This window comes from Halorubrum depositum, from assembly GCF_007671725.1.
In the GTDB taxonomy this organism is placed as follows: domain Archaea; phylum Halobacteriota; class Halobacteria; order Halobacteriales; family Haloferacaceae; genus Halorubrum; species Halorubrum depositum.
On the sequence record NZ_VCNM01000001.1, the window covers coordinates 960,192 to 978,548 of the forward strand.

General features: G+C 69.0%; 19 protein-coding genes. 11 read left to right on the forward strand and 8 right to left on the reverse strand.

Annotated features, from left to right (window positions below; translation table 11 throughout):
- Positions 1 to 119: 119 nt before the first annotated feature.
- Positions 120 to 266: a hypothetical protein gene (locus FGM06_RS15975; protein WP_186310968.1), complete on the reverse strand. Its 147-nt coding sequence runs from the start codon at positions 264 to 266 to the stop codon at positions 120 to 122.
- Between the two features lie 477 nt (positions 267 to 743).
- On the opposite strand from FGM06_RS15975, the gene priS reads away from it, so the two are divergent.
- The 3 genes from priS (at position 744) to FGM06_RS04985 (ending at position 4,234) form a co-directional block, all read left to right on the forward strand.
- On the forward strand, positions 744 to 1,907 hold the full coding sequence (priS, locus tag FGM06_RS04975; protein WP_144798036.1) for a DNA primase small subunit PriS: 1,164 nt from the start codon (positions 744 to 746) through the stop codon (positions 1,905 to 1,907).
- Entirely contained in the window at positions 1,904 to 2,923 is a 1,020-nt protein-coding gene (locus FGM06_RS04980) for a DNA replication complex GINS family protein (protein ID WP_144798037.1), read from the forward strand. Before priS ends, FGM06_RS04980 begins: the two co-directional genes overlap by 4 nt.
- A gap of 66 nt (positions 2,924 to 2,989) precedes the next feature.
- A complete protein-coding gene (locus FGM06_RS04985; protein ID WP_144798038.1) occupies positions 2,990 to 4,234 on the forward strand; it encodes an MBL fold metallo-hydrolase in 1,245 nt (414 codons plus the stop codon).
- A 6-nt stretch (positions 4,235 to 4,240) separates the two neighbouring features.
- Here the strand turns inward: FGM06_RS04985 and FGM06_RS04990 are convergent, their stop codons facing one another.
- Together FGM06_RS04990 and FGM06_RS04995 are read right to left on the reverse strand one after the other, a co-directional pair.
- Positions 4,241 to 5,107 (reverse strand): hypothetical protein, encoded by an 867-nt coding sequence (locus FGM06_RS04990; protein WP_144798039.1) that lies wholly within the window; start codon positions 5,105 to 5,107, stop codon positions 4,241 to 4,243.
- Positions 5,104 to 5,691: a DUF7344 domain-containing protein gene (locus tag FGM06_RS04995; RefSeq protein WP_144798040.1), complete on the reverse strand. Its 588-nt coding sequence runs from the start codon at positions 5,689 to 5,691 to the stop codon at positions 5,104 to 5,106. The genes FGM06_RS04990 and FGM06_RS04995 overlap by 4 nt, the downstream gene beginning before the upstream one ends.
- 450 nt (positions 5,692 to 6,141) lie before the next feature.
- Between FGM06_RS04995 and FGM06_RS05000 the strand changes: the two genes are divergently transcribed.
- Positions 6,142 to 6,777 (forward strand): DUF1102 domain-containing protein, encoded by a 636-nt coding sequence (locus FGM06_RS05000; protein ID WP_144798041.1) that lies wholly within the window; start codon positions 6,142 to 6,144, stop codon positions 6,775 to 6,777.
- A gap of 41 nt (positions 6,778 to 6,818) precedes the next feature.
- Here the strand turns inward: FGM06_RS05000 and FGM06_RS05005 are convergent, their stop codons facing one another.
- On the reverse strand, positions 6,819 to 7,076 hold the full coding sequence (locus tag FGM06_RS05005) for a hypothetical protein (RefSeq protein ID WP_144798042.1): 258 nt from the start codon (positions 7,074 to 7,076) through the stop codon (positions 6,819 to 6,821).
- 148 nt (positions 7,077 to 7,224) lie between these two features.
- Here FGM06_RS05005 and FGM06_RS05010 point away from each other — a divergent pair, with 148 nt between their 5' ends.
- The 4 genes from FGM06_RS05010 (at position 7,225) to FGM06_RS05025 (ending at position 10,534) form a co-directional block, all read left to right on the forward strand.
- Positions 7,225 to 8,022: an inositol monophosphatase family protein gene (locus FGM06_RS05010; RefSeq protein ID WP_144798043.1), complete on the forward strand. Its 798-nt coding sequence runs from the start codon at positions 7,225 to 7,227 to the stop codon at positions 8,020 to 8,022.
- Positions 8,023 to 8,444: 422 nt separating this feature from the next.
- On the forward strand, positions 8,445 to 8,975 hold the full coding sequence (locus tag FGM06_RS05015) for a DUF5817 domain-containing protein (RefSeq protein ID WP_144798044.1): 531 nt from the start codon (positions 8,445 to 8,447) through the stop codon (positions 8,973 to 8,975).
- Between the two features lie 84 nt (positions 8,976 to 9,059).
- A complete protein-coding gene (locus tag FGM06_RS05020) occupies positions 9,060 to 10,073 on the forward strand; it encodes a DUF7490 domain-containing protein (protein ID WP_144798045.1) in 1,014 nt (337 codons plus the stop codon).
- The gene (locus FGM06_RS05025; RefSeq protein WP_394348607.1) at positions 10,070 to 10,534 is read left to right on the forward strand and encodes a hypothetical protein; all 465 of its coding nucleotides are present in this window, start codon (positions 10,070 to 10,072) and stop codon (positions 10,532 to 10,534) included. Before FGM06_RS05020 ends, FGM06_RS05025 begins: the two co-directional genes overlap by 4 nt.
- A 37-nt stretch (positions 10,535 to 10,571) precedes the next feature.
- Here the strand turns inward: FGM06_RS05025 and FGM06_RS05030 are convergent, their stop codons facing one another.
- Together FGM06_RS05030 and FGM06_RS05035 are read right to left on the reverse strand one after the other, a co-directional pair.
- Complete coding sequence (locus FGM06_RS05030; RefSeq protein ID WP_241662527.1) at positions 10,572 to 10,946, reverse strand: hypothetical protein; 375 nt, start codon at positions 10,944 to 10,946, stop codon at positions 10,572 to 10,574.
- Between the two features lie 116 nt (positions 10,947 to 11,062).
- Positions 11,063 to 11,905: a ubiquinol-cytochrome c reductase iron-sulfur subunit gene (locus FGM06_RS05035; RefSeq protein WP_144798046.1), complete on the reverse strand. Its 843-nt coding sequence runs from the start codon at positions 11,903 to 11,905 to the stop codon at positions 11,063 to 11,065.
- 1,153 nt (positions 11,906 to 13,058) lie between these two features.
- Here FGM06_RS05035 and FGM06_RS05040 point away from each other — a divergent pair.
- Complete coding sequence (locus FGM06_RS05040; RefSeq protein ID WP_144798047.1) at positions 13,059 to 14,261, forward strand: alpha-D-ribose 1-methylphosphonate 5-triphosphate diphosphatase; 1,203 nt, start codon at positions 13,059 to 13,061, stop codon at positions 14,259 to 14,261.
- A gap of 412 nt (positions 14,262 to 14,673) precedes the next feature.
- On the forward strand, positions 14,674 to 14,859 hold the full coding sequence (locus tag FGM06_RS05045) for a DUF1328 family protein (protein WP_144798048.1): 186 nt from the start codon (positions 14,674 to 14,676) through the stop codon (positions 14,857 to 14,859).
- 573 nt (positions 14,860 to 15,432) lie between these two features.
- On the opposite strand, the gene FGM06_RS05050 is transcribed toward FGM06_RS05045, so the two are convergent.
- Positions 15,433 to 16,311, reverse strand: a complete 879-nt coding sequence (locus FGM06_RS05050; protein ID WP_144798049.1) for a hypothetical protein — start codon at positions 16,309 to 16,311, stop codon at positions 15,433 to 15,435.
- Between the two features lie 230 nt (positions 16,312 to 16,541).
- Here FGM06_RS05050 and FGM06_RS05055 point away from each other — a divergent pair, with 230 nt between their 5' ends.
- Positions 16,542 to 16,730, forward strand: coding sequence for a DUF7511 domain-containing protein (locus FGM06_RS05055; RefSeq protein ID WP_144798050.1), 189 nt, complete (start codon positions 16,542 to 16,544; stop codon positions 16,728 to 16,730).
- A 166-nt stretch (positions 16,731 to 16,896) separates the two neighbouring features.
- Here FGM06_RS05055 and FGM06_RS05060 read toward each other — a convergent pair whose 3' ends face one another.
- Positions 16,897 to 18,090 carry a helix-turn-helix transcriptional regulator gene (locus tag FGM06_RS05060; protein ID WP_144798051.1) on the reverse strand — a complete coding sequence of 398 codons (1,194 nt, stop codon included), beginning with the start codon at positions 18,088 to 18,090 and terminating at the stop codon, positions 16,897 to 16,899.
- Positions 18,091 to 18,357 lie beyond the last annotated feature (267 nt).

Consider the following 18,357-nt stretch of genomic DNA (forward strand, 5'->3'; position numbering starts at 1 on the left):
TCACCAGATGATACAGGGTTCGAATTGATAAAGCTAACGAGGGCCCGCTGTTGGTGTAGCCTCCGTAACACGTTACCGAGGTCGAGACGGGTGGGCGGGTCCGCGCCGGGCGGCCCGGGTCACATGTGCTCCTCCTCTAGCACCCAGCCGAGCGCGCGCTTGTAGTGGGTGAACAGCTGCTCGACGCCGCGGTGCGACATCTCCTCGTCGTCGAGCTGCTCGCGAAGGAACTCGTACTGCTCGCGAACTTCGTCTTCGGAGCGCATGGGCGCGGCTACGGTTCGTGACCGGATAGTGTTGTGGCCGAAGACGACGTGCACGAGTTGCGACGCGGGTCGACGGCGAACACCTCCAAAGTCCCAGTCGCTCGTGCATAGATGATCGACTGTGGATCGACAGCGAACACATCCAAAGCCCCAGCCGTGAGGTGCGCGCACGCTCGCTGCGCTCCTCGTCACTCGCTCCGCTCGTTCCTGCGGTGCTTGCGTCGCCTCCGCGCACCTCACGGCTGCCCCTTTGAGTCCCGCCCGCACCGCGACAGCACAGCACCTCACGCCTCCCCAGCCTCGTCGCTGGCGCCGCCGGCGCCAGCGACTCCCTCGCACGCGCTGACTCGCGGCCGCGGGGCGGCCGCTCGCAGGCGCGCGCCGACGCAGCCACTGCAGTTCCATTTATAAATGGTCGCCGTCGGTCGCCGCGCGAACGATACGTTGATACGTCGACCGCCGGTACTCGGTGAGACGATGGACGACCGGACGCGCGAGTACCTGAAGGGGCGGTTCGGCGACTACTACCGCCGCGCCTCGCCGTCGCTCCCGCCGGACGCGAACCTCCGCGAGTGGGGCCACATCCCGTGGACGCCCGGCTCCGGGACGACGATGGTCCGCCACCAGTCGCTGTTCGACCTGGGCGACGTCGACACGTTCTTCGCGGACAACGCGCCCCGGCACGCCTACTTCTCGGCCGCGCGCTACGACGACCCCGGCGCCTCGACGATGTCGAAGAAAGGGTGGCGCTCCGCCGACCTCATCTTCGACCTCGACGCCGACCACCTCCCCGGCGTCGACCCCGAGACCACCTCGTACCCTGAGATGCTCGCGGAGTGCAAGGCGGCGCTCCTGCGGCTGCTGGACTTCCTCGACGACGATTTCGCCTTCGAGGACCTCACCGTCGTCTTCTCCGGCGGGCGCGGCTACCACGTCCACGTCCGCGACGAGAGCGTGCGGGGGCTAGACAGCGAGGCGCGCCGGGAGATCGTCGACTACGTGCGCGCGATCGACCTCGACACCGAGGGGCTGATCCGCACCGTCTCCGAGCGCGGCACGACGAAGCGCGTGCTCCGGACCGAGGGCGGCTGGGGCGCCCGCGTCCACGAGGCCCTCGTCGCGTACGCCGACGACCTCCGCGACATGGACGAGGACGCGGCCCGCGAGCGCCTGATGGAGCTGGACGGGATCGGCGAGGGGCGCGCGGAGACGATCCTCGGCGCGTTCGACCGGAACCCGACCGCGGTCCGCGAGGGCAACGTGGAGGCTGGCGGCCCGGGCGTCCGCCGGCTGGTCTCCGCGCTCGCCGCGCGCGTGGCCGCGACCGACACCGCGCCGATCGACGAGCCGGTGACCACCGACACGCGGCGGCTCATCCGGCTTCCGGGCACGCTTCACGGCGGCTCCGGGCTCGTCGTCACGCCGATCGACCGCGGCGACCTCGCCGACTTCGACCCGCTGCGGGACGCGGTGCCGGACCGGTTCGTCGGCCGCGAGATCCGGATCGAGACCGACGCCGATCGGACGGTAGAATTAAACGGTGAGCGCGTCAGAGTTGAACCTGGTAGAAACACCGTGCCCGAGTTCGCCGGGGTCTTCCTCATGGCCCGCGGCGAGGCGCGGAAGGCATCCGAACAATGAACCTCGACGAGCTCAGATCGGCCCAGGCGAAGGAACGCCGCAAGGACAGCCTCCAGCACCTGCGGGACTCCTTCTACGACGACGTGGCCGCCTACGTCGCCGACCTGCGCGCGGCCCGCGACCGCCGCGCCGAGCAGGTCGACAAGCCGTTCTCCGACGACGACGTCCGGCGCCTCTCGGACGAGGTGGAGACGGCAGAGGAGGTCGCCGAGGCGCTGTACGAGCGCCGCGTCGGCAAGGTCGTCAAGCTCGCGTCGTTCGCGGCGGCCGACATGCCGGTCGACGCCGACGGCATGACGACCGAGGAGCGGGAGCTGTTCGACGACCTCGTCGAGCGGATCGAGGCGAACAAGTCCAGCGTGCTCGACGTGCTCTCCGGCGAGGTGTCGGTAGACGAGTCAGCGTCCGGGTCGACGGCCGCTTCCGCGTCGGCGTCCGCTTCCGCGTCCGATCCCGAGTCCGTACCCGCGCCGGACCCCGATTCTCCGGATCCGGCGGATCCGACCGGGCGGACGGACTCGACCGACAGCGGCGCGGACGACGAGGTCGCCGACGCGCTCGCCGGCGCCATGGGCGGCGCGGACGACGAGGTCGCGGACGCCCTCGACGCGACCCCCGGCGAGACGGGAGGGGCGTCCGAACCGCCGCCGACCGACGCGCCGGAGCACAGCGCGAGCGACGGCGCCGTCGACGCCGCATCCGAGGGCGCCACCACCGACGGCGGCCCGACCGTGGTCCCGCCCGAGCCCGCACCGCCCGGCGCACCGGGGGTCGACGACCCGGGGGACGCGGGCGAGGCCGACTCGTCAGACTCGACTGACGGCGTCGCCGGCGCCTCCTCCGAAACCGACCCGACCGTCGACGACCGCGCGACCGTCCGGATCACCCGCGACGTCGGCGCCATCTTCGGCGTCGACGAGCGGGAGTACGACCTCGCGAGCGAGGACGTCGTGACCCTCCCCGTCGAGAACGCGGAGCCCCTCGTCCAGCGGGACGCCGCGGAGCGGCTCGACTGAGCCCGTCGACGGACGCCGACGCCGCGACCGACGAACACTAACGCCGCGGGCGGTTAGCGGTCGGCAATGGAGGTCGAGTTCCTCGGCGGCGCCCGCGAGGTCGGTCGGAGCGCGGTCCTCGTCGACGACGCGCTGCTCTTGGACTACGGCCTGTTGACCGCGGACCCGCCGCGGTACCCGGTCCGCAACCCCGAGCCCGACGCGGTCGTCGTCTCGCACGGCCACCTCGACCACGCGGGCGCGGTGCCGGCGCTGCTGAAGGGCGACCGTCGGCCCGCGGTCCACTGGACGCCGCCGACCGCCGACTTGACGCGGACGCTCGCGCGCGACACACTCAAGCTGCACGGCAACAGCCCGCTCTGTCCTTTCTCGGAGGAGCACGTCGCGCGGCTCGGCGAGGTCGAGGATCGACACGGCTACCGGGAGCCGTTCGTCGTCGAGGCCGGCGGGACCGAGTACGAGGTGACGCTGTTCGATGCCGGGCACATCCCGGGGTCTGCGCACGTCCTCGTCGACGACGGGCACACCCGCCTGCTGTACACCGGCGACTTCCACACCGACGACCAGCGGCTCGTGTCGGGGACGACGGCGCGGCCCGACGCCGACGCCGTGATCTGCGAGTCGACGTACGCGGACGTGACCCACGAGGACCGCCGCGCGGTGGAGGACCGCTGGGCCGAGAGCGTGCGGACGACGATCTGGGAGGGCGGGACCGTCGTCGCGCCCGCGTTCGCGATCGGGCGGACCCAAGAGCTGATGCTCGTCGCCGAGGCGAACGACCTCACCCCCTACGTCGACGGGATGGGGACCGAGGTGACGCGGATCGTCCGCCGGCACCCCGAGTTCCTGCGCGACGCCGAGGCGCTCCGCCGGGCGGCGGGCGCCGCGCGCTTCGTCACCGGCCGCGACGGCCAGCGCGAGCGGATCGCCGCCGACAACGAGCTGATAATCACCACCTCGGGGATGCTCGCGGGCGGTCCGGTCCACTCGTACCTCCCGGAGATCCGGGGGAGCCCGACGAATCTCGTGACGCTGACGGGGTATCAGGTCGAGGGGACGCCGGGCCGCGAGCTCCAAGAGCGCGGGCGGCTGGCGATAAACGGTCAGGTGCGCCCGGTCAGCGCCCGGGTGGAGTCGTACGACTTCTCCGCGCACGCCGACCGCGAGGGGTTGGAATCGTTCCTCGACTCGTACCGCGACGCGCGGGTGCTGGTGAACCACGGCGACCGCTGCGAGGCGTTCGCCGGAGACCTCCGCGCGGACGGGGTCGACGCGAGCGCGCCCGCGATCGGAGAGCGGGTCGAACTGTAGAAGCGTTCAGTCGTCACCCTCGTCGACGACGGAGGCGTTCGACACGGTCTCGGCGTCCAGGGGACCCCCAGTGAATTCGACCCCGGCGCCCGCGCTCGGAGCGGCGTGTTTCCCCCCGTCCCACCCGGGGTGGAAGTAGGCGACGCCCCGATCCCGGAACTCGACGGCCGCCACGCGCTCGTTCGATACGTCGGGGAGCTGCGGCCGCACGGGGTTCGAGGTGTTCAGGTTCTCGACCGTCACGGAGCGGATCGCTCCCTCGGGGCCGCCGTTCCCCGGATTCGCCGCCGTGAGCCACACGATCGCCTCGACGGTCCCGTCCGTTCCGTTCGTCTCGACGTGTGCGTTCCCCACGCCGCTGTACGTGACACCCGCCACCGTCGGCCCCGTCGGCACGCAGGTCACGGCGTGGGTGCGGTTCAGCGAGACGCCGACGCCGCCGCCGCTCCCGTCGACCTCGAACGCCAGCGGGACGGTCTCTCGATCGGAGCAGCGCAGCGTGACGTCGACCGCGGCCGCGCTCCCCCGATCGAGAGACGAGGGCGGGTCGACCGACTCGATCGTCGCGTCCGTCGCTCCGGGGTCCGCGATCGAGACGTCGACGTCGAACTCGTCGAGGTCGGTGCCGAACCGGTTGCGGTACTCGACGACGGGAGCGGGTTCCCCGTCGCTGACCTCGTCGGCGAGCGGTGCGTAGCCGAGGTACGCGCTCGCGTCGTCGGTCACGTTGACCGCGAGCCCGCGGTCGGCCTCCATCGCGGTGAACCCCGCGGTGCCGAAGACGAGCCCGACCGCCGCGGTGAACGCGAGCACGAGGCTCAGCGTGCGGAGGGCGCTCACGCGTCGCGTCGGTGACAGACTGGCAGTGCTCATTCTCGGGTGCGGAGCTCGGGCGGTTTCTCCGTGTCGCCGAGGCGCGCTCGGCGGCCGACGACGTGGTGGGCGGCGGCGGAGATACCGAAGGCGGTCGCGGTGAACGCCCCCACGTCGAGCGTTTCGAGCCCGGCGAACCCAGGCGCCCCCGCGGCGACGGCGATCAGGAGCGAGACGGCGACGCCCGCGAGCCCGACGTAGTAGAGGCTCCACGGGATCTCCCTGCTGCGAAGCACCTCGACGTAGATGTCGAGCGCCTCCAGCTCGGACGTCGGCTCGACGAGGTTCTCCTCCTCGTCGACCGTCACCACGTTCTTCTCCTCTAACTTCGGGAGGTGCGTGCGCCGGAGCGTGCTGTACACGTTCCGGCGGTCCTCGTACCGGACCTCCTCCGGGTCGACGTCGCGCTCCCACGCGGTGACGTGCGTGGAGAGCTCGGAGACGTGGAGCGGCTCCTCGGTGTGCTTGAGCGCGTGGATGACGAAGCGACGCCGCCTGTTCGACAGCACTTCGAATATCTCGTCCTCGGACAGTTCACCCCCGTTTCGGCTCGATCCGTTCGTCGTGGCAGCGGTAGATAGCATCGATGTGAACACCCTCGTTCGACGCCGGCGGATCCCCCTCCTCGAACCGGCGGCTTTCGCTTGTAGCGTGTGAGTGACACTACCATAAATAGGTAGGATAGTTAACCTATCAATGAAATTTTCCTGTCACGAACAGGGGCAGATCGTCGGTCAGGCGAGAGAAAACCGAATCCGGTACGTATCTCCGACCGGATCTTCAGGGAGTCGTTGAACACCTAAACCACTCCCTGAAGCGAATTAGGGGCTCTTTATCGGTGTCTCAGGGTTGCCACGATGCGGGCGACGAGGAGATCCCGCGGCGTATCGAGGCGCGCACGTCACGCAACGAGGAGCGCACGCGAACATGTCGAGAATATCATAACGAAGTACCATCCCCCGTATGGGTTATCCGAGCGCTCCCGGCCCGGACGTCCGGGTTGCGGGGGTGCGTGAACACAGGTGAGATACGACATGGAACGACGCAAATTCGTGATCGGTCTGGGTGCATTGGCTTCGGGAGCAGCAGCCGCGACGGGTACGGGGGCAATGTCTCAATTTAATTCAGGCGATCGAGCAATTGAAATTGAGACAGTTGGTGACGCCTCCGCATACATCGCCCTGCAGCGGCCCTCAATTGATACCGGAGATGAGGATCCTAATGGGGGCCTCAGTGATAATGGAGACACGCGAAACGGGAATTTCGTTGAGTACGACGGTGATAAGCTGACTCTCGATTTCACCAGCGATAACCCCACAAGTGCGCGTAGTGGAGATCCCGAACAAGGGAACTCGCTCGGGGGCGATGGTGTCAATCCGGATTCAACGTACTGGTTCGACGGGACGTTTGACATCATGAACCTGTCGAACAACTCCGGAAGTGGCGTTGGTGAAGTTGATGTGTGGATCAATGAGAGCATAGATGGAGTTACTTTTTACACCGGTAGTTCTCCCGGAAATAGAACGAGACTGAATAAAGCAAATGCGAAACAGCTGAGTCCCGGTCAGGCAGTTGGGGTCGGTGTCAAGATCGATCAAAGCGATCTGAGTGGCGACGACGTTGATGAAAGCTTCCAAGTCGTTGCCGAAGAGCAGGGTAACGGGTTGTAAGTAGATATACGCTGAGTTATACTTATTTTAAATCTGAAAAATTATTCGCCGCCGTCGGTGTACGCCCAGTCGTCGAGCACGCGCTCGGCGGTCGCGTTCGCCTCGGCCGGGTTGGGACGGTCGCCGGCGACGACCTCGTCGGCGAGTTCGCTCGCGAGCGCGTACACCGCGGAGCCGTCGGCGCGCTCGGCGACGCGCTCGAACGTCGGCCGGTAGCCGGCGGCCGCGCGCTGTCCCGTCTCGTCGAGGGAGGCGTCGATCGCGTACTCAAGCTGACGAACCGCTTCTGCTGGTTCCATACACGGGTGATCGCGTCCGTCGTACTTAAGTGTACTCGGATTCGGAATTGAGTTAATACTCTCGCGACGGTCGCGCTTCCGCGGGGGAGAGCCGCGGAATCCGGAGCCGGATCGACGTTTATACGCGTCGGGACGGCGCACAACGCCCATGACCGACGCAGACGAGCGCGCGGCCGTCGCCGAGCGCGCGGCGCGGGCGGGCGGCCGCGTGGCGCACGACCACTTCCGGAGCGACATCGCCGTCGAGAGCAAGGGCGAGGACGACGTGGTGACGGAGGCCGACCGGGCCGCCCAGCGCACCGTGATCGAGTCGATCCGCGAGTCGTTCCCGGACGACGCGATCGTCGGCGAGGAGGAGGACGAGCGGAAGACGGTCCCCGAGGATGGCGCGGCGTGGGTGATCGACCCGATCGACGGCACCCACAACTACGTCCGGGACATCCGCGTGTGGGGCACCGCGGTCGCGGCGGTCGTCGACGGCGAACCGGTCGCGGCCGCCACGGTCTGCCCCGCGCTCGGCGACGTGTACACCGCCGACGGCGACGGGGCGTACCGCAACGGCGACCCGATCGCGGTCAACGACGTCTCGGACCCGCACCGGGCCGCCGTCGACCCGACGCTGTGGTGGGGGTTCGACGCCCGCGACGAGTACGCCGCCGCCTGCGAGGCGATCGTCCGGCGGTTCAGCGACATGCGCCGGTTCGGCGCCGCGCAGGTCGTCCTCCCCACCGTCGCCGCGGGCGGCCTCGAAGGCGTCGTCTCGAACCTGCGGGCGAACCCGTGGGACTCCGTCGGCGGCGTTTTCATGATCCGACAGGCCGGCGGGCGCGTCACCGACCTGGAGGGGAACCGCTGGCGACACGACTCGACCGGGCTCGTCGCCTCGAACGGGACCCTCCACGACGAGGTGCTCGCCGCCGCGCGTGAGATTGAGGATTTGGACTGAAGCCGGTTGCTTATAAACAATCGAAGCGGTGGCGCGCGCCTCCGAGCGGGCCGATGGCCCGCGAGGAGCGCGTGCGAGGGAGTCGCTGGCGGCGGTAGCTGCCGCCGCCAGCGACGAGGCTGGGGAGGTGTGAGGTGCGGTTGCGGTGCTGCCGGGTGGGACTCAAAGGGGCAACCGCGCTCGGCGAACCCCAGCGACGCAAGGACCGCAGGGAGCGAACGAAGTGAGCGACTGAGGACCGCAGCGAGCTGTGGGAGCCGAGCGTGGTTGGGGCTTTGGAGGTGTTCACCGTCGCTCCTTCCGTAACGAATCTCAGTTATAAGTAGCCGACGTCGACGCCGAAAGCATCCGAACCGCCGTGAAAAACGGTAACACACGAGTACAGCCGAGGGTTCAAATCCGGTCCCGACGAACCCGGAGACATGTACGCGGTCGTCGGCTGCAACGAGTGCGCGGCCATGTGGCTCCTCTCGGACCCCCGGACCAGCGACAGCGCGACCTGCCCGCGCTGCGGGAAGACGCATCGGACGGCGAAGCTCAAGCGCTTTTACGAGTCCGAGGACCGGGCGGCTGCCCGTGAGGCCCGGGCCGCGCTGCTCGCGAAGAAGCGCGACGAGAGCGCGGCGTTCGCCGAGATCGACCACGTCTCGGAGCTCGAACGCGCCGTCGACGACGCCGGGGTCGACGACCGGGAGTACCTCGAGGCGAGCGGGATCGACGCCGACGCCGTCGACGAGGCCGGCGCCCGCGCCGAGGGCGGCGGGTCGGCCTCGCGGACCCGGACCGAGATCGTCCGCGACGCGGTCGAGGCGGTCGAGGAGCCGACCGAGGGGAACGTCGTCGCGCACGCGAGCGAGCGCGGCGTCCCCGCCGAGAAGGCCCGCGAGATCCTGACGAGGCTGACGCGGCGGGGCGAGCTCTCCGAGTCGCGGGGGCGGTACAGGGTGCTGTGAGCCGGCCGCGGGGGCGTTCGGCGTCGCCGTCCGGCGACCCCGAACTCGACAAAGCACTTATATCGCCGGTTTGACGTGCGACGTATGGACACGCGAACTGCCCTCCTGGCGGCCGCGGCCGCGGTGCTCGTCGTGAGCGCGGTCGGGGTCGTCGCCGCGCCGGACGCGTTCGACGACCCCCGCGAAGAGCTCGAGCGTCCCGGCGACATCCGTATCGCCGGCATCGTCGTGTCGCCGGGCGAGGTGCGCGGCGAGACGGCCGAGCTTCGGCTCGGAGTCGACCTCCGGCATCGGGGGTCGACCGTCGAGAACGTCACCGTGCGCCACCGGGCGATCGGCGCCGACTCGGGGCTGCTCGTCGACGAGACGACGGTCGACGTCGGCGACGTCGACGGCGGCGGCGAGCGGACGATCAACGGCTCCGTCGACGTGGAGCGCGCGGGCGGCTACCGGATCGAGACCGCCGTCTTCGTCGACGGCGAGCGCGTCGAAACGCGGACGACCCGCGTCGGCGGTGTGGCGGCGCTCACGCCCGACTACGCCGACACGCGAGTCGGCTTCACCGAGGGGAACGTCTGGCCGACGGTCGCGGTGAGCGTGCGGGAGGCCGACAACGCGACCGCGACGCTGTCGGTCTCGGTCTCCGTGACCAACCGCGGTGACACGGCCTCGGACCCCCTCGACCTCCGCCTGCTGATGCGACAGGCCGAGTCCAACGTGATCGCCGACGAGGCCCGCGAGACCGTCGGGTCGGTCCGGCCTGGCCGGACCGACACGGTGACGGTGACCGTCGAGGTGCCCGCGAACTACAACTACTACGTCGACGCGGCGCTGTGGAGCGACGACGTCCTCATCGACGAGACGCAGGGCGTCGCCAACCTGAACCCCCGCGAGACGATCTCCGCCGACGAGAGCGTCGAGGAGGTGGAGTTCTCCGTCGAGGACTTCGCGGGCGGCGGTGGCGACGGTGCCGACGGGGCCGACGGCGAGAGGCCCCGCGACGACGGGAGCACCGACGACGGCACGCCCGGCTTCGGCCCGGTCGTCGCGCTCGCCGCGCTCCTCGCCGCGGCGCTGTACGCTCGGAGGCGACCGTGACGGGCGAGGACCGACCCGCGCCGGACGAGACGGGACCGAACACCGACCGCGACGACGACCGATCCGCGACCCAACCCATGACCGACACCGACGACGACGCGACCGAGACGGGCGAACCGACCGCGGCCGCCGGAGCGGCCGCCGAACCGACGGACGACGACCGACCCGCCCCGGAGGGGACCGATCGGTCGACCCGCCCTGACCGATCGGCCGACGGCGGGATCGGCCGACTTCCGACCGACCGACTGCGCGGGATCCTCGACAGGGTCGGCCTCGCGGCGCTGGTCCTGCTCGCGCTGATCGCCGGGTGGGGGTTCTACAGCCAGACCGGCGCCGCGATCCGGACGTGGCTCGATCCGGCCTACCAGCCGATCGCGCTCGCGGCGTTCAACCTCGCGATCCTCTTCGTCGCGCTCGCCGGCGTCGCCCACCAGCTCTCGCGCATCCGGGCGAACGAGTAGTCGGGACGGCGGGTCGAATGCGCGCCGCCGCGACGCCTCACTCCTCCGGGAGGTCGTCCGTGCTGGCGGGGATCCGCTCCACCTCCCCGGCGAGCGTCGCCGCGTCGCCGGCGACCGTGGAAGGCTCGACGCCGGCCACGTTCGAGACCAGCCGGACGTGCGCCGCGAGCAGTGCGATCGCACGGAGCCCCTCGCCCTCGGGCTCGTCTTCCGCCCGCTGTGCGAACGTCGTGTCGACCTCACCGTCGCGGATGATGCCGACGTGCACCGCCTCGATATCGTCGCTATCGAGCAGGTCTCGGGCGCGGGCGAGTTTGACGGCGAACGCCCCCTCGTCGGGGGTCTCGCCGGCGATGGACTCGCCGTCGTTGGAAGGAGATTCGTCGGCGGCCGTCCCGTCGTCGTCGCTCATGAACGACCGTACGCGGAGCCGAGTCAAAAGCGCGGCGTTCGCTCGGACGACAGAAGGGGAGAACCGCAACGCGGGAACCGACGAAGCCGCGGAGCGATCGGCGGTCGAACGGCGGGTTACTCGCTCGGGCGCGGGCGGGCGATGAACAGCGCCTCCTCGAGCGTGAACGGGTCGTACGTCGACTGGTGGCAGACGCAGTAGGTCCCGTTCTCGGCGTCGTAGCGGGCGGACTCCTCTAACACCTTGTAGTCGGGGATACAGCAGAAGTGCGTACAGACGTTGAGGTACGCGATGAACCCCTGGTCGGTGGACGCTTCGAGCCACTCGTCGTTCGAGTTCGCGACGGCCTCCTCGATCCGCGGCGAGCGGATGACGATCGCGTTCAGGTTGGTGTCGGCGTCCTCGGACCGCCACGTGACCGAGGCCGGCTTCCCGACGCCCTCGTCGCCGATCCCGTTCCCCCACGTGTCGTAGTTCGAGAAGTCGTCGACGTGGATCCGTTCGCCCGCGTCGTACGTCTCGTCCTGCCAGTCGTACTTCCCGGGCGCGGCGCGGAACAGGTTGTCCGACTCGAAGTCGGGCGCGATGTTCGCCTGCGACTCGACGCCGCAGTACTGGAACCACTCGCCGGAGTACGTCTTCCCGCCGAGGTCCTGCTGTGCGACCTGGATCTCCTGTCCCTCCTGCGTGACCGTCGTCGTCTCGGGCCAGATGCCCTCGATGTAGCCGTCGTCCGTCACCTGCAAGGGGATCTGCGGGAGCCCGCGCGGCGCCGGACCGCCGGTCTGCGCGATCGTCGTCGCGACCGTCGCCCCGCCGCCGACCCCACCGGCGGTCGTCAGCGTGTTCACGGTCGCCGACCCCATTGCCCCGACGCCCGCGAGGGCCGCGCCCCCGACGACGCCCTTGACGAAGCGCCGCCGACCGGACTCGGCCGGATACTTGTCGGACTTACTCATACGCGTGGTTCGGGATGGATCGGTAAAAAGGGTGACGAACCGCCCACGCCGCTGTCCGGGTGGGGATCGAAAAACGAGACGGCGGGGCCTCCGAACGCCGACCCCGAAGTCAGCCGCCCGCGGAGACGGGGATCGAACGCGGTCGGAGTCACGGAGCGAGGAGACGCCGCGCGGGTCGACGAAGCGCGGAACCCGTCTCTGCGCGACAGAAATATCAATTTTTGTTATAATGATTATTTTCGATACGTACGGCGCCCAACCGGATCGATCGACCGTTCACAGGCGACTTCGGGACGTCGGCCGCCAGCCCACAGGCGGACGGCGTCCGGATAACGTCGCGGTCGATGACGCTGCGATCCAGATCGACGATCGGCACCGCCGTCAGTGCGCCACCGTCAGTGCGCCGCCGTCGGTACGCCGCTAATCGATCCCGGCCGAGGTACGCGTCGAAGAACGGCTCTCTTTGAGGCGTTTCGTATGGACTCCCTGAAAACGGTGGATAGACGAGACGCTCCCCTCCGTCCGTGAGGCTCCGTGACGCCACGCGACGGGTCACCGTCACGGAACTCGCTTCCGACACCGGATAGCCGGAGACGGCCTCGCCGTCAGATATGTATATAAAAAACTAAAAAGTATGAAATGACAGATATAAAATAGTTCTAAGGCGGCGATCCGGCAACCGTCGAAGCGCGGTTCCGATCGACCGACTCGTCGATCATCGGCCGGTCCGAACGACCGTCCCGTCGATCATCGACCGGTCCGAACGACGACGCCGTCGGCGGCGGCGAGTTCGAGAGGGGTTGCCAGCTGATCCGTGCGAGTGTATCGCAATCCTAACCGGTCGAGCGGCCCGCCGGCCGCGAACCGTTCGACGAACAGGTCGCGTGTAGACGACGCGTTTCCGTCGGATTCGGGAGTTTCGACGCGCGTAAACCGCACCGAGCGAATCGGATGTGCGGACCGAAGCGACCGTGGATTTCTCTCGGAGGGTTCAGTTACGACCGCGTGAACCGCGTCTTAGTCGCTCCGATCGCTGAATTGCGCCAACTTTCACGCGGCTGAGTGAGTGATTAATAAAGAGAGTGCCGATCCAAGGTCGGGATATGTACCGACGAACGAACCGGGCTGACGCGCCGACGGCCGGGGGGAGCCGATGACCGAACTCGTCGAGATCCGGAACGGCCGGATCGTGACCCCGCACGGCGTCGTCGAGGGCGGGCGCGTCGTCCTCGCGGACCGTCGCATCGCCGAGGTGGGCCGCGCCGGGACGGAACCGGTCTCCGGGGCGACGACGGTCGACGCCGACGGGAACGCGACGACGGTCGACGCCGACGGGAACGTGGTGATGCCCGGGCTCATCGACCTCCACGGAGACGACGTCGAGGACGAACTGTATCCGCGTTCTGGCGCGCGCGTCGACGCGCGAGAGGCCGTGATCGCCGCCGACCGCGGGAACGTCTCGGCCGGGATCACGACGAAGTTCCACGCGATCGCGTTCGAGGAGACGCCGTCGGAGGACCGCTCGATCGCCGACGCGACCGCCCTGTGTCGGGCGCTCGCCGACGCGGGGGAGACGCTGGGCGACAACCGGATCCACGCGCGGTGCGAGCTCTCGGAGGAGAGCGTCGGGGCCGTCGAATCGCTCCTCGAAGAGGTCCCCGTCGACCTCGTCTCCGTGATGCATCACGTCCCGGACGGCGCGCAGTTCGACGAGGAGGAGTTCAGCGATCACTACGTCGAACAGCGGGACTGCACGCGGGAGGCGGCCGCGGCGCTCGCGGTCCGGCGCCGGAACACGTCGACGCGGCAGCGCGCCGCGTACGCCGATCGGGTGGCGGCCATCGCCCGCGATCGGAGCGTGCCGCTCGCGTCCCACGACGACGACTCGCCCGAAGCGGTCGACAGAATGGCCGCGATGGGCGCGTCGATCAGCGAGTTCCCGGTGACGCTGGCGGCCGCGGAGCGAGCCGCGTCGGAACACGGGATCGCGACGACGATGGGCGCCCCGAACCTCGTGCGCGGCGGGAGCCTCTGGGACAACCTGAGTGCCCGGGACGCCGTCGACGCCGGCGTCGTCGACGCCCTCTGTACGGACTACCACCCGCGGTCGCTGCTGAAGGCCCCCTTTGTCGACACCGGCGAACCGCTGGCGGAGCGAGTCGCCCGAGTCACGGTCAATCCCGCGGAGGCCGTCGGGCTCTACGACCGCGGTCGCCTCCGGAAGGGCGCCCGCGCCGACGTGCTCGTCGTCGACCCCGACCCGACTCCCACCGTCGAACGCGTGTACGTCGCCGGGCGGGAGGCGATGCGAACGACCCGCCCCGACACCGCCCGCGAGCGCGTCCCGACCGCCTGAGAGGAGTTTCCGGCGCGCGAGCCGCGGAGGGAGGGCGGGTCCGTTTACCCTCCCGATAATATCCGCCTCTGAACGCCAGTGACCCCATGACCGAACCGAGGCTCGACGTCGGGTTCGTGGGGCTCTTCGAACAGCAGGTACCGGTCCTCGTCGATCGGACGGACCGTGACCGATCGCGACGAGGGGTCCTCCGAGACCACCGTCCGCCGTTCGGTTCCGGTCCGAACCGCGTGCGCCAGGAGCTCCGGCAGACCGGGAGCGAAGTCGTCCGGCGGAGCGTCCCGCAACGCGGGGCGGATTACCTGACTGATAAACAAGGGTCACCGGCGCAATTCGGAGCCATGCGCCAACCACTGACGGAGAGCGAACCGAGGGATCCGAGCGTCGATCGAACGCGGAGGTCGGTCCGCTGATGCGCTACGCCGACCTCGTGACGTTACAGACGGGCGGGTTCCTCGAGATCGCGCTGGTCTTCTTCGTTCTCGCCGTCCTGGCCGCGGTGGTCGGACTGCGAGGCGTGGCGGGGGTATCGATGCGCATCGCGAAGATCCTCGTGCTGGTGTTCCTCGTTCTCTTCGTCGTTTCGCTGCTCCTCTGATATCCCCCTCGCGGCCGCGCGAACCCCTTCTTCACTCGAGTGGTCGAGGGACCGGTTCCCACGAGACCACACGGCTGTCGTGCAGTGACGGTCGTCGCCGCGAGCGGACGACCGGCCCGACTCGGTCGCGTCCGACTCGCGCGTGCCCTCGACTCGCCGCTCAGGCCGGTCCGCGCTGTCACCGGTGAGCCGCGCGTTCGCCGACTCGCGGGCGGAACCCCGCGGCTTCGGTCGCGAGCTCCCGACTCCCGGAGCGGAGCCCGTGGCTCCGGCGTTTACCACACCGATAATAATACTGGTGACGGGCGTAGCGTTTGATGCCGAAGTGGACGACACTTCCGGCACGGCCGATCGGAGTTGAGTACCCTGCCGCTCCGAAAGGGGGGAAGAGTCACAGGATCCGCGCAAACCGCCGCCACCGCCACCCTCCTGCTTTTTGCTCGAAAATCCCGTCGACTCCACGCGTCCGATACCCTATCGTCTCGCGCCTTCGACCGCGGTCCCCGCCGGCGACCCGAAACGAGAGTCGCGGCGGCGGGGTCCAACGGCGGACAATCGGAAGCGCGTCGGCGGCTACGCGGGCGCGTACTCCGTCCACGAGCACCGGCGGAAGGCGACGTCGTAGCCCGTGGTGTCCCGGACCGCGTCGAGACCGTTCCGCAGCGCCGCCCACTCGTCGTCGGTGAGGTCGAGCCGCCGCTGAGTTCCCATCTCCCCGGTGTTCGCCGGGTCGTCGTCGTGGCAGAGAACGAGGTGAGCGATCTCGTGGAGGGCGAGCCGCGCCTGTTCGCGGGGCGACTCGCGGTGACCGACGACGGCCCTGTTCCCGGCGTTCATCCCGTTGACCCACCCGTTGTTCCACCGATCGCGCAAACCGTCGGAGAGGTGGCAGTAGACGCGGCCCACGTGCGGCGGTTCGCGCCGCCCCGGAACGACGACGAGCTGGAAGGCGACGTTTTTCAGATCGGCCTCGACCTCGCGGGCGTAGAAGCTCTCCCTGGCCCAGAGAATGCTGTGCACGTCGTTCCCGTACGTCTCGAGGAAACGCCCTTCGTCGATCCGGTTCGGGTGGTCGAGCCACTGCATGTGGATGCCGTTGTCGCGGAACAGCGTCTCCAGACGCCGCTTGACGGACTCGTCCACCGTCGCGTTCCCGACGTATCTCGCGTCGACGAGGAAGTCCGCCCGGCCGACCTCCAGCCCCTCGAACGAGTCGGCACCGAAGCGGTCGACGAGCCGGTCGTGAAACGCCTCCGACCGCTTCAGCTCGTCCGGGATCCCGTCGCCGCCGCCGTTCTCGGACGACCGGTCGCGTCGGTACGTTCCGACGCCGCCGGCGACCGCGCTCCCGACGCCGCCGATCAGGGCCGCGCCGACGCCCCCGAGAGAGCGGAGCGCCGACCGCCGCGACCGACTCTCCGTCTCGCCTTCGGGGTAGGGTTGGTCCGCCATCGTGTTCTCGCATCGACGGACGCCCCCCGACTACAAAAGCAATCACTAACAGGACAGTAACCGGGGCGATTACCGCCGATTAAGCGGGCGGACGCACGGTGAGAGAGCCGTCGGTCCCCGCCGACACGACGCGCCTGAGATATCCCGTGTTTTATGTTGACGCTTAGTACTGTTTCGTCGCGGATAGCCCGTCGATAGTTAATGGCTCCCGAGCCGATCGTCGGGACGTGATGGTCCACCGACCGAGTCCGACGACGGAGTACGCGGCGACCGATACCGTCGCCGAGATCCTGGAGCACGACGACGAGCCGGACGAGTGCATCATCTTCCGTCCCCGCTCTGAGGCGGACGGGGACGAGGGAACGGCGTGGGTCTCCGCTCGGGGCGACTGGTTCGTCCCGCTCGACGAGGTGCGGTGACCCGGCGCAGACCGCGGCGCGACCGCTCGGTGCGGGCGCGACCGCCCGCCGGCCGAGTTCGGCGAGGTCGCCCACCGATTCGCGGGGTCGCGGTGTCCGAATCGGCGACCGTTCCGTCGGGTGTCCGTTCCGGCGGTCGTCCGGTTCGTCGATGCCGGTTTGCTCGCTACTCCCGGCGGTTCGAGAGCTCGACGTCGTCGTCTTCGGATTGCAGGTCCACGACGTTTTCGCGACCGATCCGGACTCGGCTGACGACCCCCTCTTCCTCCAGGTCCGACAGCACGCGGCTCACCTTCGCCTTCGACCACTCCGTCGACTCGATTATCTCGCTCTGTCGCATTCGCCCCTCGTTTCGGTCGAGCAGCCGGCAGACGACCTCCTCGTTCGTCAGGATCGACTCGTCGATCGGCGGCCGCTCCTCCCCGGCCTCCCCGTCGGTCGAGGGCTGATCCGCCCCGGCGCCGTCGGCGCCGTCGGCGTCCGGCGCGTCGGATCCCGCGCTCGCCTCCTCGCCCCTGTATCTGCGGACCGTCAGCACGCCCGCCCAGGCGATCGCGATCAGGGCGAGGAGCGCCGCGGCCACGTATCGGTGGAGGAGGTACGGCTCGGTCGGATCGAGTCCCAACCGAACGAGCGTCGCGTCGTTGACGCCGTCGCCCGTCGTGTCGCGCACCAGCGGGTTCGTTCCGTACGTTTTCACCTCCTCCCAGTCGGTCAGTCCGTCACCGTCCGTGTCGGGTGTCGTGATGTCCGTTCCGTGCTCGAACTCCTCCGCGTTCGTGAGCCCGTCTCCGGTGAGATCGCCCTCCTTCTCGATCACTCTCACCTGAAAGGTCGTTTGGTCGACGACTTGGTCGTCGCTGAGGCCCGGGTCGGACAGCTCCAGGAGGACGGTGTGGTTCCCGGTCGCGTTGTCCGGCCAGGAACCGGTAGAGAGGACGACGGTCCGGGTGGAGTCGGCGGAGAGCTCGACAGCCTCGCAGTCGAACGAGACCGACGAGTTCTGGCTCTCGCTGAAGCCCCGTCCACAGAGGTCGTACGACCCGCTGTCGTTGTGAGACGCGACGGTGACGTTCAAGCGGAGCTCCTCCTCCTGCCAGACGAACGCGGGGCCGGGGTGGTCGTCGATCATCTCGTACTGCGACTCGTTGTAACCGGGGCCCTCGAGCGTCACGTTCTGGATCGCGGCGCCGCCCGAGTCGACCTGGGCGGTCCCCGAAGTCACGTCCTGGGCAGTTCCCGAGGTCGCGCCTCCCGCCAGCGACGCCTGCCCGATGCCGGCCGCCGCGCCGGAACACACGACCGCGACGAGAAGGAGGGAAACGACGGCGGATCGCCCGAGTTCACGGGCCCCGCTCATGGTCTCAGACCTCGCGGCACGCGGCGGACGATCGACGTCGGTTCTCGCGCGCTCGACCGATGAGAGGTGCTCTTTGCCACGGGGCGCCGGAAAGCAACCCGAGTGCGGGACAGAGCGGGGATGCTGCGTGTTCGGGGATGATGCGTGTTCACGTGTGACCAGTGAGATCGGTTTGAGCGGGCTCTACCACAAACGTTTTGATCCGTTCTGAGTAGGTCGTTGTGCCTAAATTAATGTTTCCCCCGGCGCCGTCGCGCGCTGTCGCGG